This window comes from Streptomyces sp. NPDC046977 (assembly GCF_040644455.1).
Taxonomy (GTDB): Bacteria; Actinomycetota; Actinomycetes; order Streptomycetales; family Streptomycetaceae; genus Actinacidiphila.
On the sequence record NZ_JBEYWO010000053.1, the window covers coordinates 1 to 13642 of the forward strand.

Consider the following 13642-nt stretch of genomic DNA (forward strand, 5'->3'; position numbering starts at 1 on the left):
CCCGGGCGCCCCACGCGGCCGGCCCCCGCCCGGGGCGCCGCGGGGGTCAGGTCCCCGCGGCGCCCCGGTGGCGCGTACGACCGTCGCCTACTCCAGCGTTCCGCTGATCAGCGCCGCGGCGTTGCACGCCGTCGGGGCCGGAGTGGTGTCGGGCGGCGTGCCGGGCTTGCGGCAGGCGACCGTGACGGTGACCTTCTGCTTCTCCGGCACCAGGATCGCCGAGGCCCAGTGGAAGTCCTGCTCGCGGAAGTTCTCCAGCGCCGGGGCGAGCAGGGTCCTGTCGCCCACCGTGATGGTGACGACGCCCGAGTCGCCCTGCGGGTTCTCCAGGACGAGGTCGGTGAGGCGCAGGGTCTTGCCGGCCGCAACGGTGTAGGTGTCCGCGTCGGTGCCGCCCGCCGAGCCGGCGGCGGTCAGACGGGTGGAGAAGAGCGTGGCGTCCACGGGCGGCACGACCCCTTCACCGGGCCTCACGGGACGTGAGGACCCGCCGGTCGACTCGACCGCCCGCTCGGCGCCCCGTGCCGCGGCCTTCGCGTCGTCCGCCTTCTTGTTCGCGTCCGCCGCCTGCGAGGCCGCCGCCTCGACCGGGACCTTCACGGCTTCCTTCGCGGCGCTCCGCACGGCGGGGCGCAGCAGCCCGTACCAGACGCCGAGGAGGACGCCCGCCAGCACGACCACCGCCGCGGCGGCCCGCACCAGCCCGCTGCTGAGCACCGGCTGCTGGACGTAGGTGCCGTCGAGGACGACGGGCCCGGCGGCCGTCGCCGGCGCGTCGTCGCCGGGCGCCTTCGGGACCGCCGTCACCTGGAAGGAGTGCGGTACGGCGACACCGCGCCACAGGGTGCGCTTGGGCCGCACGGGCATCTGCACGAAGGCCGCACGGCCCGGCTCGACCACGACGGGCGCGGACGGCAGGCCGAACCGCAGCGCCTGCGAGCGGTCGGTGCCGGCGAAGGAGACCGCCACCGGGTGGTTGCCCCGGTTGTCGACAGCTATGCGGTAGCGGGCCCGGCCGCGCCCCTGGGCCATCGTCGGCGTCATCTCCGCGGTCACCTGCTCGTACGGCAGGATGCGCAGGACGCCCTCGGGGACGGTGGCCGTCTCCGGCCGCTCCTGCGGCAGTACGCGCACGCCGAACGCCAGGTCGCCCGGGGGCACCGAGGAGTCGCGCGGCGGCCGCGCGACCAGCGTGACCTGGCCGGCGGTGTCGGGGTAGAGGGAGATCGTGACCGGCTCGACCTCCGTCCATCCGGCGGCGGGCCCCAGGACCTCGAAGCCGTACGCCTCGACGATGGAGCCGGTGTTGCGCAGCTCCAGCGTGATCCTGGCCTCCTCGCCCGGGAGCACCGGGACGGGGGCCGCGTCCAGATGAGCAGATGTGGTCATGGCACGAACCTAGAGACCTCTCCTTTCGTGCACCGCCCCGTACGGACACCTCCGAGGGCAGGATCGGCTGCCCGTTGAGTCCCTGTGGAGTGCCTGCTGACTGCCCCCGTGTTCACTGGCTCTCGAATGGAAGTGCGGGCCGGGGGCATTGGGCTGCTCCCGGCGGGCCGGCGGGACCGGATGCGAGGCCGGGACCACTGCTCCGGTCCCGCGCGTCCGCAGGGGACAGCACAGCTCGAAGGGCATCAAGGGGGAGCCATGCAGTACCAGGGGGGCAGCGGCACCGAGCGGATTCCGGTCCGGCTGACCGCGCAGGACCCGATCACGCAGGCGGGGCTGGCCGGTCAGCTGCGGACCCGCCACGAACTGCGTCTGCTCGCGGAGAGCGAGGACGACGGCACCGACAAGGTTGTCGCGGTGTTCGCGGCCGACCGGGTCGGGGAGCCCGAACTCCAGGCGCTGCGGCGCCTGCAGCGCGGCGGCGAGGGGCGCACCGTCCTCGTCGCGACCGAACTGGACGACACCGGCCTGGTGGCCGCGGTCGAGTGCGGCGTGGTCGGCGTGGTGCGCCGCGCGGACGCCTCCGCGCAGCGGCTCGCGGACGCGATCACCGCGGTCGCGCGGGGCGAGGGCAGCGTGCCGGCCGATCTGCTGGGCCGCCTCCTCGACCAGGTGGGCCGGCTCCAGCGGCAGGTGCTCGACCCGCGCGGGCTGGCGTTCACCGGACTCGCGCAGCGCGAGATCGACGTGCTGCGGCTGGTCTCGGAGGGCAAGGACACCGCGGAGATCGCCCGCACCCTGGCCTTCTCCGAGCGGACGGTGAAGAACATCCTGCACGACGTCACCACCCGCCTCCAGCTGCGCAATCGCTCCCACGCGGTGGCCTACGCGATGCGGATGGGCTTCATCTGACGGACCGCCGGACGGGCCGGGAGGGTGGCGGTGCCCCTTGGGGCACCGGCCGGTACCCGAAGCGCTGCCCGTCTCCGGCTGATGGCGGACGCGTCCTGGCGCGAGGGTGTGACTGAGGAGGTCTGTCCGGGCGCCGGCGCACCGCACACCGGTGGGCGAGGGGGAAACGGCCGGGCGACGTGGTGCGACGAGGTGTGTTCATCCCAGGGGTCCGGCGGGCTGTATCCGGTGCTGCTGCCGTCGTGCGGGGCGACCGCGACAGGGCGGTGCCGCGCGCCCGCCGTGCCGTGCGCCGCCGCGGGCCCGGGTGGGTCCTCGCGCTCGTGGCCACCGGCGCCCTCGTCGCCTCGCTGCTGGTCGCCGTCTCCGCGGTCTCCGGCGGTTCGCACGTCGCGTCCGCCGATCCGCCGCCCGCGTCCGCCGATCCGGGCCGGATCGCCTACCGCGGTGAGGGCGAGCACCGCAGCCTCCAGGTCGTCGGGCTGCCCACGGTCACCGGGGACGGCTGCGAGGGCGACGGGCCGTGCGGCGGGATCGGCCGCGCGGCCGTCACCTACGGCCCGGTCGCCCCGCTGCTCGGGCAGGGCGCGGCCGCCGACGACTGCCAGGCCGCCGCGCGCGGCGACGACGTCGTGTTCGTCAGCGACCGCGTGGGCGACGGCGAGGGCATCTACCGGCGCAAGGGCGACGGCCCCGTGACTCCCGTGCTGCTGCGGCCCGGCCGGCGGCTGACGGATCCAAAACTGTCGCCCGACGGGCAGTGGATCGCCTTCGGTTCGTTCCCGGTGGGCGATGACGACGACGGCATCGCGTCGGCGGACCGCTGCGACACCGCGAGCCGTGGTACGGACGACATCTACTGGGGGTCCGAGGTGTGGGTCGTGCGCGCCGACGGATCGGGGCTGCGGAAGGTCGCCGACGGCGGTGCCCCCGACTGGTCGCCGGACGGCACCCAGCTCGCGTACGGCCACGAAGACGCCGTGTACCGCGTACCCGTCGCCGGCGGCAGTCCCGTTCGGGTCAGCCCGCCGGAGACCGCCGCGTACCGGCCCGCCTGGGAACCGGCAGGCGGCCAGGACCGCATCGCGTTCGTCGCGGTCTCCGGCGACCACCCGCAGGAGCTGACCCTCGTACCCGCGGCCGGCGGCGGCGCTCCGGTCGTCGTCGCCGAGGGCAGCACCTACTCCCAGGACCGGCGCGGGGTCGCCTGGTCGCCCGACGGCAAGCGCCTGGCCTTCCTGTCCGGCGACGCGTACCTCGTCGACCCCGCCGCGCCGTGCTCCGCCCAGGACTGCCTGCGGCTCGTCAACGGCGAGGACGGCGACGCGTTCGGGACCGCCGAGTCCCTGACCTGGTACCGGGCGGACGACGGCCCGCTCTCGGTGCTGGTCGGCCGGTCGGACCCGGAACAGGTCAACATCGAGAGCGTCCGCTCGCGCACACCCGTCGACCGGCTGGAACTGCGGGCGGCGCGCGATGGCGAGAACGACCTCTCCGACCCGGTGTACTCCCCGGACGGCAGGCGACTGGCCTTCCTGGACTCGGTCTTCGTCGCCGTGCGCAGCGATGTGAAACACGTCATGATCGGCCCCTCGGACGCGCTCGCCGACGCCGTGCCGCTCCGCTACGACGGTCTGGACCCCTTCGAGGAGTTCGGCCGGGTCGCCTGGTCGCCCGACGGCACGAAGCTGGCCGTCACCCACTGGCGGGGCGTCGGCGAGACCGGCCGGGACGCCGTCGTCTCCGTCGTCGACGTGTCCGCGGGTCCGGCCGACGCACGGCTGCTGTACACGGTCGACGCACCGCAGACCCCCGAGGGAACCACGTGCAGCACGGACGACCGCGATCCGAGCTGGTCGCCGGACGGGACGACGCTGGCGTTCTCCCGGTACCACCAGTGCACGCAGATCCCGTCCAGCCCGAGCCCCGATCCCAGCCCGGATCCCAGCCCGGACCCGAGCCCGGACCCGAGCCCCGATCCCAGTCCCGACGTGAGCCCCGACCCGGAGCCGAGCCCTGATCCGCCGCCGGTGGACCCCGGCCCCAGGGTCGCGCTCGCGGCCGCGGCGCCGATCGACCCCGACAGCCTGCCCCGGCATATCTGGACCGCGCCGGCGGAGGCCGCGGGCGCCCCGCAGAAGGACCTGACGGCCGCCCTGTGCGGCGAGGGCCCGTGCGACGTCCTCGACCAGCGGCCCGCCTACGACCCCGGCGGCAGCGGCATCGCGTTCACCCGGAGCGGTCCCGACGACTCCGAGGGCGACCCGCACAGCACGATCCAGCTGATGCGCGGCGACGGCGGAGCCTGCCGCGGCGTGGTGCCGTCCACGGCGACGTGCCCCACGACGATCGCCCCGGCGGCCGAGGACGCGCCCTTTGTCCGCCCCGACGGCGCGGCATGGTCGCCGACCGGCTCCCGGCTCGCCATCGACGTCGAGACGACCGGCTGGGACGGGGTGCGCGACCGCCGCATCGCCGTCGTCGACCCGGCCACCGGCGAGGGCGACATCCTGCCCAGCAGGCTCTACCGCGAGGAGAGCCGGCCCACCTGGCAGGCCAGTGCCGACCTGTCGGTGACCATGACCGGGCCCGCCGAGCCCGTGCTGACCGGCACCACCGCGGTGGTGACGCTGCACGTCGTCAACGGCGGCATCGCGCACGCCCCCGGCACCCGGGCCGACCTCACGCTGCCCCCGGGCCTGGTGGCCGTGGGGGACCCGGTCCCGTCCCAGGGCACCTGCTCCGCCCTCCACTGCGACGTCGGCCGGCTCCCGGTCGGCGGCACGGCGGACATCCGGGTCTCGGTGCGGGCCGCCGCGCCGGGGGCGTACACCGTGTCCGGGCGCGCGGCGAGCGATCTGATCGACCATCAGCCGGCGGACAACACGGCCGCCGTGACCGTCGTCGTCAACGATCCGCCGCCCCTGCCGGGCGACCCCGCGGTCACCGTCACCGTCACTCCGCCCAAGGTGCCGACGGGCGCCCCGGCGACCGTCGTCTACACCGTGACGAACCGCGGCGAGGGCACCGCCCGGGCCGTGCTGCTGCAGCCCACGCTGCCCACCGGGCTCACCGTGGGCGGCGCGACCCCGGCCTGCCCGGCCGGCGGCTGCGCGCTGGGCGACCTCGAACCCGGCAGGACCGTCACCGTCACCCACGAGGTCAGCGCGGCGCACCCGCTCAGCGGCAACGTGGTCGGCACCGTCACCTCGGCCTCCGAGGACGCCGACCGGTCCAACAACACCGCGACGGCCCCGATCACGGTCGAGGACCGCCCGGTCACCACGCCCCCCGTCACCACACCGCCCGTCACGACGCCCCCGGTGACGCCGCCCGCGGACCCCGGACCGGCCGACCCCGCGGTCGCCCTCGCCGTCACCCCCGGCACGGTGTGGACCGGCGGACCCGGCGCCACCGCGAAGGTCACCGTCAGCAACCCGGGCAGGGCGAAGGCCACCGGCCTGACGCTGGTCGTCGTCCTGCCGCCGGGCGCGACGGTGACCACCGGCACCTGTGCCACGGCGGCGGGATGCCCCGTGACCGACCTCGCCCCGGGGGCGTCGGCGACGGTGTCGCTGCCGCTGACCGTTCCGGACGCGCTCGCCGGGCAGGTCACCGCCAACCTCACCACCACCACCGGCGGCGACAGCGACCGCGGCAACGACACGGCCACCGCGCCGCTCACCGTCCTCGCCCCGCAGGTGCGGCTCACCCCCACCGTCGGGCCGCCGGGCGCGGTCGCCCTCGCGCGCGGCACGCACTTCCCGCCCGGCGCGGCGCTGCGGCTGCGGTGGAGCAACGGGGTGACGGTCGCCGCCGCGCCGGTGCGGGCCGGCGCGGACGGCACCTTCACCGCGTCGATGCTCGTCCTCGTCCAGGACGCCCTCGGGCCGCGGGAGTTGCTGACGTCCGACAGCGCGTCCGTACCGCGCTTCGGGCCGGTGCGCACCCCGTACCTCGTGGTGCCCGGGGTGCTTCAGCCGTCCGACTTCACATGGCGAAGGTGACACGGCGGTGACGCTCCGATGATCCACGAAGTGGACGACGCCCTGCGCGACCTCGTACGGGCCGAGGTCGGCGGGCCCGGCGTGGACGTGGTCTTCGAAGCGCCCACCCGCGACTGGGCCGCCCGCCGCAACGCCCCGACCGTCAACCTCTACCTCTACGACATCCGCGAGGACCTGCGGCAGCGTGCGCGGGGCCGGCGGAACGTGTACGACGAGCAGGGCACGGTCGTCGCCCGCACGCTCCCGCCGCGCTACTTCAAGCTCTCCTACCTGATCAGCGCCTGGACGCAGCGGCCGGAGGACGAACACCGGCTGCTGGCCTCCCTGTTGCGGTGCTTCCTGCGGCACGAGGCACTGAAGGCGACCGATCTCGGACCCGAACTGTCCGCCATCGGGCTGCCGGTGCCGGTGACGGTCGCCCTTCCGCCGCCGGAGGACCGGGCGTTCGCCGACGTCTGGACCGCTCTGGGAGGCGAGCTGAAACCGTCGCTGGACCTGGTGGTCAGCGCGCCGGTGACGGTCGCGCCGGTCTACACGGCGGGGCCGCCCGTCGAGGAGGGGTTGCAGGTGAACTTCGCGGAGGCACCGGGGGCGGAGCGGACCGCGTCGGGCGACCGGCCCGGACCGGCACGGCGCCGGAGGAACCGATGAACACCGGGACGGACGGCTCCGGAGAGGGCACCGCCGCCGACCCCGGCCTCGCCCACCTCATGGGCCGGCTCGCGCTGGTCGAGGAACGCGTCCGCAGGGCCGTCGACGCGCGGCGGGCGGGGGACCCGGAACCCGACGACCCCTTCCGGGGGATCTACCTGTCCGACGACGCGGTCCGCCGCCTGCTCGACGAACCCGCGACCGTACCCGGGCCCGACCCGGTGGACGCGGTGCGCGCGGCGGAACTCGCGGCCCGCGCCGCGCGGGCGCGGGCAGAGGGTGCCCCGCTGCGCCTGGACGGCCTGGAACAGGACTTCGGGCTGCTCCCGCTCGACACCGAACTGCTGCTGGTCGCCCTCGCGCCCGATCTCGACCGCCGCTACGAGCAGTTGTACGGCTACCTCAACGACGACGTCACCCGGCGCCGCCCCACCGCGGGCCTCGCCCTCGCGCTGTGCGGGACGCCCGCCGCGTCCGCCGGGGCCCGGGCGCGGCTGTCCGCCGCCGCGCCGCTCGTCGCCCGCGGCCTGCTGGTGGTGGAGGAGCCCGAACGGCCGCTGCTGAGCCGGGCGTTGCGCGTGCCGGACCGGGTGACCGCGCACCTCCTGGGCGACGACAGCCCGGACCCGGCCCTGATCGACCTCCTCGTCCCGCTGACCTCCGGCATCCTGCCGACCGGGCTCGCGGACCGGGTCGCCGTCGCGCTGCGGCGCGGGGTCGGACCGGTGTACCTGCGCGAGCCCGCGGGCGGCTCCGCGCGTTCGGTCGCCGCCGACGCGCTGGCGGCCGCCGGGCGGCGGGCCCTCGGACTGGACCTGGGACGGCTGGTCCGGCGCGCCGACCCCGCGGAGGCCGTCGCCACCGCGGGCCGGGAGGCCGGGCTCCGCGGCGCGGGGCTGGTCGCCGCCCCCGTGGAAGCGCTCGCCGAACGGCCGGAACTGCTGCGGACGCTGGCCGCGCTCCCCGTCCCCGTCGTCCTCGCGGGCAAGGCCTCCTGGGACCCCGCATGGGCGGACCGGGCACCGCTGCTCGCCGACGTGGAACGCATCGGCGCCGACGAGCGCTCCGCGCTGTGGCGGGCGGCACTGGCCCGTACCGCCCCCCGGCAGCCGGAAGGCGCCGAAGCGCCGGCCGCGGTACGCCACGACGCCGCCGCGGCCTTCCACCTCACCCCGGAACAGGTCGAACGCGCCGCCCGCACCGCCCGTCAGCAGGCACTGCTGTCCGGCGGCCCGCTCACCGACGCCCACCTGCTGTACGGGGCCCGCGCGCAGAACACCTCGGGCCTCGAGCGGCTGGCCCGCCGGATCGAACCCGGCGTCGGCTGGGACGACCTGGTGCTGCCGCCCCCCGTGCTCGGCCAGCTGCGCGAACTGGCCGCCCGCGCCCGGCACCGCGACCGCGTCCTCGGCGACTGGAACATGCGGCCCGGCGGTGGCCGGGGCCGCGGCGTCATGGCGCTGTTCGCCGGCGACTCCGGCACCGGCAAGACGATGTCGGCCGAGGTCATCGCCGGGGCGCTGGGCCTGGACCTCTACACCGTCGACCTCGCCACGGTCGTGGACAAGTACGTGGGCGAGACCGAGAAGAACCTGGAGCGGATCTTCACGGAGGCGGCGGGCGTCAACGCGGTCCTGCTCTTCGACGAGGCCGACGCGGTGTTCGGCAAGCGCTCGGAGGTCAAGGACGCGCACGACCGCTACGCCAACGTCGAGAGCGCCTACCTGCTCCAGCGGATGGAGAGCTTCGACGGGCTGGCGGTCCTCGCCACCAACCTGCGGGCCAACCTGGACGAGGCGTTCACCCGGCGCCTCGACCTCGTGGTCGACTTCCCGCTGCCCGAGGCCGCGCAACGCGAGGCCCTGTGGGACCGCTGCCTGGGCCGCGCGGTGCCGCGCGGTGACGACCTCGACCTCGCCTTCTGCGGCCGGTCGTTCGAGCTCGCGGGCGGCGACATCCGCTCCGCGGCGGTCACGGCCGCGTATCTCGCGGTCGAGGCGGGGCGGCCGGTGGGCATGGCCGAACTGGTGGCGGCGGTCGCACGGGAGTACCGCAAGCTCGGACGGCTCTGCCTGCCCAGCGAGTTCGGCCCGTACCTGGAACTGACGCGGTGACGGCCTGCCCGAAGGGGCAGGGAGCGGTGCCCGCGGTGCGCACCCGGCGCCCTTGGGGCCGGGCCGCCGCCGGTGGGACCGTGGGTCGCGGGCGCCGCCCGCCGCGGAACGCGCAGCGCGCGCAGCACGCCATCGGGCTGGGGGACGGATGCACGAGCACGAGCACGACGGCGAACTCGCCACCGGGTCACGCCTCAAGACCGACGCCGCGTCCGCCGCGGCCCCGGACCCGCTGCTGCTGAAGGCGGCGGCCGGCGGGCGGGCCGACGTGCTCGGCGCGTCCGGACTCCTGCGCCTGCAGCGGTCGCTGGGCAACAGCGCGGTGGGCGCCGCCCTGGACGACCGGCGCGCCGAGGAACCCTCTTCCGTGCACGACGTCATCGGCTCCGGTGGCCGGCCCCTCGACCCCGAGGTGCGCGGCGACATGGAGGCGCGGCTCGGCCACGACTTCGGCGACGTCCGCGTCCACACGGACTCCGCGGCGCACGACTCGGCGCGGGCGGTCAACGCCCATGCGTACACGGTCGGTTCCCATGTCGTCTTCCAGCGCGACGCCTACGACCCGTCGTCGCACCAGGGCCGCACCACGCTCGCGCACGAGCTGACCCATGTGGTCCAGCAGCGCTCCGGGCCGGTGGACGGCACGGAGACGGCCGGCGGCATCCGCGTCAGCGATCCGTCCGACCGCTTCGAGCGGGAGGCGGCGGCCAACGCCGACCGTGTGATGGCCCAGCCCGCGCCGGCGGCACCCGCGGTGCAGCGCGAGGTCGAGGAACCGGAAGAGGATTCGCTGCAGGGCCTGTTCGTGCAGCGGACCGAGGAGACCGCGGAGGAGGAGACGCCGGCGGAATGACGTTCCGCCCGCCGTCGCCCGGTTCCCGCCGACCCCAGCGAAGGGGAGACCCTTGAAGGCCAGGTCCGAGCGGCCCCCGGCGGAGGACCTGACCGTCCACGCCGCCGCACCCGTACGGCGCCGGGCCGCGCCCCTGCCCGCCGACCGGAACAGCGCCTTCGTGGGGGCGGTCGCTCTGCCGATGGGCGACAAACCCCTGGTGGCGCACGTCATCGAGGCCACCGAGGAGAGCTCCGGTCCGAAAGGTGCGGACCAGTGACGCCGCGGCGCGAACGACGAGGGGTGACCAGGTGAAGGCCGTACCCGAGAGATCGCCGGGGGAGGAGTCCGCCGGACGCGCCCCCGCCTCCGCGCGGCGCCCGGGCGATCCGGCCGCCGCCACCGGCGCGCCAGCCCGGGGCGTCGACGCGAGAGCCCTCCAGCGTCTGCAGGGGCGGGCCGGCAACGCCGCGGTCGCGCGGCTGGTGGCACAGCGTACGGCGACCACGGCCGTGCAGCGGCTGGACCCCGGCGGTGCGTCCGCGCTGCCCGTCGCACCGCCCGGGCTGGCGCCCGCGCAGGACTCGCGGTTCCGGGGCGCCGCCGACCAGGTCGGCCGGACGAAGGCGGCGCTGACGCGTCATCCCACCGGGAGGTCCGCCGCCAAGGCCGCGCAGGACGCCGCGTCGGCGCCCCCCGACGACAAGGAGGCGCAGGCCAAGGCCGCCCACGTCGCCGAGATGGGGACCGCGAAGCCCGCACCCTTCGACAAGGCCGCGTTCGTCGCCGCCGTGAACCAGGCGATCGCCGCCCAGGCCCCCAAGACCCTCGACGACGCCGACAAGTTCGCCGCGTCCGGCAAGGCCGATGCCGTGAAGGAGCAGGTGGCGGGGCAGGTCACCGCGGGCAGGCAGAACTCGGCCAAGGACATCACCGAGAGGACCGCAGCCGCGCCCGACCCGTCGAAGGCGGTGGAGAAGCCGGTCACCCCGCTGCCGGCGCAGCCCGCCCCGCCCGTTCCGGTGCCCCCCGACGCCAGGGCGGCGGCCGTGGCGCCCGCGCCCGCGGAGCAGACCGATCTCTCGACCGGGCCGCAGCGGACCGACGCGCAGATGACCGAGGCGCAACTGACGCCCGAGCAGCTCACGCACGCCAACGAACCGCAGTTCACCGCGGCCCTGGACGCCAAGCGCGAAGCCGATGCGCACGCCGCCACCGCGCCCGCGCAGTACCGGGCCGCCGAGCAGGCACGGGTCGCCGCCGAACAGGCGCAGGCCGGTGCCGTCGGGGCGGCGGGCGTGCAGCAGATGGCGGGCGCCCACGCCGGTGCCACCTCGCGGGCGGCGGGCGGCCAGAGCGCGGCCAAGAGCGGGGAGGAGCAGGCGCGGGCCGCGGTGACCACGGAGATCAAGGCCGTCTTCGACACGACGAAGACGGACACCGAGCGCATCCTCGCGGCCCTCGACGGCGAGGTCGAGACCGCGTTCGACACCGGTCAGAAACGTGCCAAGGACGCGTTCACGGCCGACCACCGGGCGCGGATGGAGCGCTACAAGGACGCGCGGTACTCCGGCCTCGACGGAGCCGCCCGCTGGGTCGCGGACCTGGTGACGGACCTGCCTCCCGAGGCGGACCAGATCTTTGTGGAGTCGAGGCGGCTCTACGAGCGCGACATGCAGAAGGTCGTCTCCGACATCGCCGACCTCATCGGCCGGCGGCTCGGTGAGGCCACCCTGCGGATCGCCAAGGGACGGGAGGACGTCGCCGCGATCGTCGCCCGGCAGCCGCCACAGCTGAAGCAGTTCGCCGACCAGGCCGCGCAGTCCATCGGCGGCGACTTCGACCGGCTCGACTCCTCCGTCACGGAGAAGTCCCAGGGCATGGTCCAGGACCTCGCCCAGCGCTACAGCGCGGCGCGCAAGGAGCTGGACGAGGAGATCACGTCCCTCCAGGCCGAGAACAAGGGGCTGCTCAGCAAGGCCGAGGACGCGATCGCCGAGACCGCCAAAACCGTGCTCCAGCTCAAGGACATGCTGCTGGGGGTGCTGGCCCGGGCCGCCGGCGCGATCGACAAGATCATCGCCCGGCCGGTCGAGTTCCTCGGCAACCTCGTGAACGCGGTCAAGGCGGGCGTGACGGGCTTCGCCGAGCGGATCGGCGACCACCTGAAGAACGGCCTGAAGCAGTGGCTCTTCGGGCAGCTCTCGGCGGGCGGCATCGAGATCCCGGAGACGTTCGACGCCAAGGGCATCGTCAAACTGGTGCTGTCGATCCTCGGCCTCACCTGGAACAACATCCGCACCCGCGTGGTGACGGCGATCGGCGAACCGGCCATGAAGGCCCTGGAGTCGACCTTCGACATGGTCCGGATCCTGGTCACCGAGGGCGTCGGCGGCCTGTGGCGATGGATCGTCGAGAAGCTGTCCGACATCAAGGACACCGTGCTCGGCGCGATCCAGGACTTCATCACCGAGAAGATCGTCACGGCCGGCATCACCTGGATCGTCAGCCTGCTCAACCCCGCGTCGGCCTTCGTCCGCGCGTGCAAGGCGATCTACGACGTGGTGATGTTCTTCGTCAACCGCGCCGCCCAGATCAAGAGCTTCGTGGACTCGGTTCTCGACTCGGTGGAGGGCATCGCCGCCGGCGGCGGCGGAGGCGTCCCGGCCCTGATCGAGAACAGCCTCGCCAAGGCCGTCCCGGTGGTGCTGGACTTCCTCGCCAGCCTGCTGGGCCTCGGCGGCATCTCCGAGAAGATCAAGTCGATCCTCGCCAAGGTCCAGGCCCCGGTGATGAAGGTGGTCGACTGGGTCATCGCGAAGATCGTCGCCGCGGGCAAGAAGCTTCTGTCGAAACTGCGCGGCACGGACAGGGGCGCGGAGACCACCGCCAGCAAGCAGATCAAGGCGGAGGCGCACGCCAGGTTGCGGGCCGCCGGGCCGAACATCAAGGACGAGACGGGCTTGCGGGCCGCGGCGGCCGGTATCGAGGCCGACCTTCGGTCCCGGGGCCTGAAGCGGCTGCAGGTGGTCAAGGAAGGCGACAAGGGCTACGGCTTCTTCATGGAAGCGAGCCCTGAGACCCGCGAGGGCGGGATGGAACTCACCCCCGTCGAGGAACCGGAACCGGCCGCGCAGAACACCGTGCCGTCCAAGGACAGTCTCGCCGGTCGGGCAACGGTCCGGTGCGAAGCAGAAGTCACCTTTGAGAAGGAACCGGTGTTCAAGGAGAAGTTCGGTCGGCGGCTCCGCCCGGACGGCTCCGTGATGGGGGAGTTGCCTGCTGCGATAGAGGGGACGGGTGGGAAGAAGAGCCGTGGCACGAGCACCGGTGGCGAGATTGCGCCGCTTGGGCCGGGGGAGAAGGTGGCCCGCGTTCGCACATGGAACACCGGGGATCCGGTGCGTGGCTCCCATGTGAGCCACGCCGAGTATCAGTTCGCTCGCTGGATCGAAACATCGGTGGACCGGAATGCGAAGATCCTCGGGATCGCGTTGCGAGTGGTCGGCAGGGGGCCCTGCCCGCAGTGCACCGCCACACTGGACGCCCTGCTGGCCAGGCTGCAGGGTCGCGCCGGGGGCGGCACAGTTGCCAAGTCCATCGTCTACACAGCCAAGGAACACCGGGATTGGGAGGGCACCGGGACCAATGCCGCGGCAACCCTGATCGCGTCGGGGTGGACGGTGAACGGGCGGCCGGCCAAGGCCGAGGTGACGTGATGGCACCGCCGATCGACC

8 protein-coding genes are annotated in these 13642 nt (G+C 74.7%); 7 read left to right on the plus strand and 1 reads right to left on the minus strand.

Translation table 11 applies throughout. The features are described 5' to 3' along the window. Positions 1 to 87: 87 nt before the first annotated feature. The gene (locus ABZ883_RS40615; RefSeq protein ID WP_360916487.1) at positions 88 to 1389 is read right to left on the minus strand and encodes a hypothetical protein; all 1302 of its coding nucleotides are present in this window, start codon (positions 1387 to 1389) and stop codon (positions 88 to 90) included. Positions 1390 to 1647: 258 nt separating this feature from the next. Between ABZ883_RS40615 and ABZ883_RS40620 the strand changes: the two genes are divergently transcribed. The 7 genes from ABZ883_RS40620 to ABZ883_RS40650 all read left to right on the plus strand — a co-directional run bounded on the left by ABZ883_RS40620 (position 1648) and on the right by ABZ883_RS40650 (position 13624). Next, positions 1648 to 2301, plus strand: a complete 654-nt coding sequence (locus ABZ883_RS40620) for a response regulator transcription factor (protein WP_360916490.1) — start codon at positions 1648 to 1650, stop codon at positions 2299 to 2301. Positions 2302 to 2543: 242 nt separating this feature from the next. Next, complete coding sequence (locus ABZ883_RS40625; protein ID WP_360916493.1) at positions 2544 to 6308, plus strand: hypothetical protein; 3765 nt, start codon at positions 2544 to 2546, stop codon at positions 6306 to 6308. Positions 6309 to 6326: 18 nt separating this feature from the next. After that, positions 6327 to 6959: a DUF4255 domain-containing protein gene (locus tag ABZ883_RS40630; protein WP_360916496.1), complete on the plus strand. Its 633-nt coding sequence runs from the start codon at positions 6327 to 6329 to the stop codon at positions 6957 to 6959. After that, positions 6956 to 9073 carry an ATP-binding protein gene (locus ABZ883_RS40635; RefSeq protein ID WP_360916499.1) on the plus strand — a complete coding sequence of 706 codons (2118 nt, stop codon included), beginning with the start codon at positions 6956 to 6958 and terminating at the stop codon, positions 9071 to 9073. Before ABZ883_RS40630 ends, ABZ883_RS40635 begins: the two co-directional genes overlap by 4 nt. A gap of 148 nt (positions 9074 to 9221) precedes the next feature. Further along, positions 9222 to 9926, plus strand: a complete 705-nt coding sequence (locus ABZ883_RS40640; protein WP_360916502.1) for a DUF4157 domain-containing protein — start codon at positions 9222 to 9224, stop codon at positions 9924 to 9926. Between the two features lie 52 nt (positions 9927 to 9978). After that, positions 9979 to 10185 (plus strand): hypothetical protein, encoded by a 207-nt coding sequence (locus ABZ883_RS40645; RefSeq protein ID WP_360916504.1) that lies wholly within the window; start codon positions 9979 to 9981, stop codon positions 10183 to 10185. A gap of 31 nt (positions 10186 to 10216) precedes the next feature. Continuing rightward, complete coding sequence (locus tag ABZ883_RS40650) at positions 10217 to 13624, plus strand: hypothetical protein (RefSeq protein ID WP_360916507.1); 3408 nt, start codon at positions 10217 to 10219, stop codon at positions 13622 to 13624. Positions 13625 to 13642 lie beyond the last annotated feature (18 nt).

Coding starts and splice junctions, on each gene's coding strand:
- ABZ883_RS40615 (WP_360916487.1), bottom strand. CDS start 1,389: ATGACCACATCTGCTCATCTGGACGCGGCCCCCGTCCCGGTGCTCCCG.
- ABZ883_RS40620 (WP_360916490.1), top strand. CDS start 1,648: ATGCAGTACCAGGGGGGCAGCGGCACCGAGCGGATTCCGGTCCGGCTG.
- ABZ883_RS40630 (WP_360916496.1), top strand. CDS start 6,327: ATGATCCACGAAGTGGACGACGCCCTGCGCGACCTCGTACGGGCCGAG.
- ABZ883_RS40635 (WP_360916499.1), top strand. CDS start 6,956: ATGAACACCGGGACGGACGGCTCCGGAGAGGGCACCGCCGCCGACCCC.
- ABZ883_RS40640 (WP_360916502.1), top strand. CDS start 9,222: ATGCACGAGCACGAGCACGACGGCGAACTCGCCACCGGGTCACGCCTC.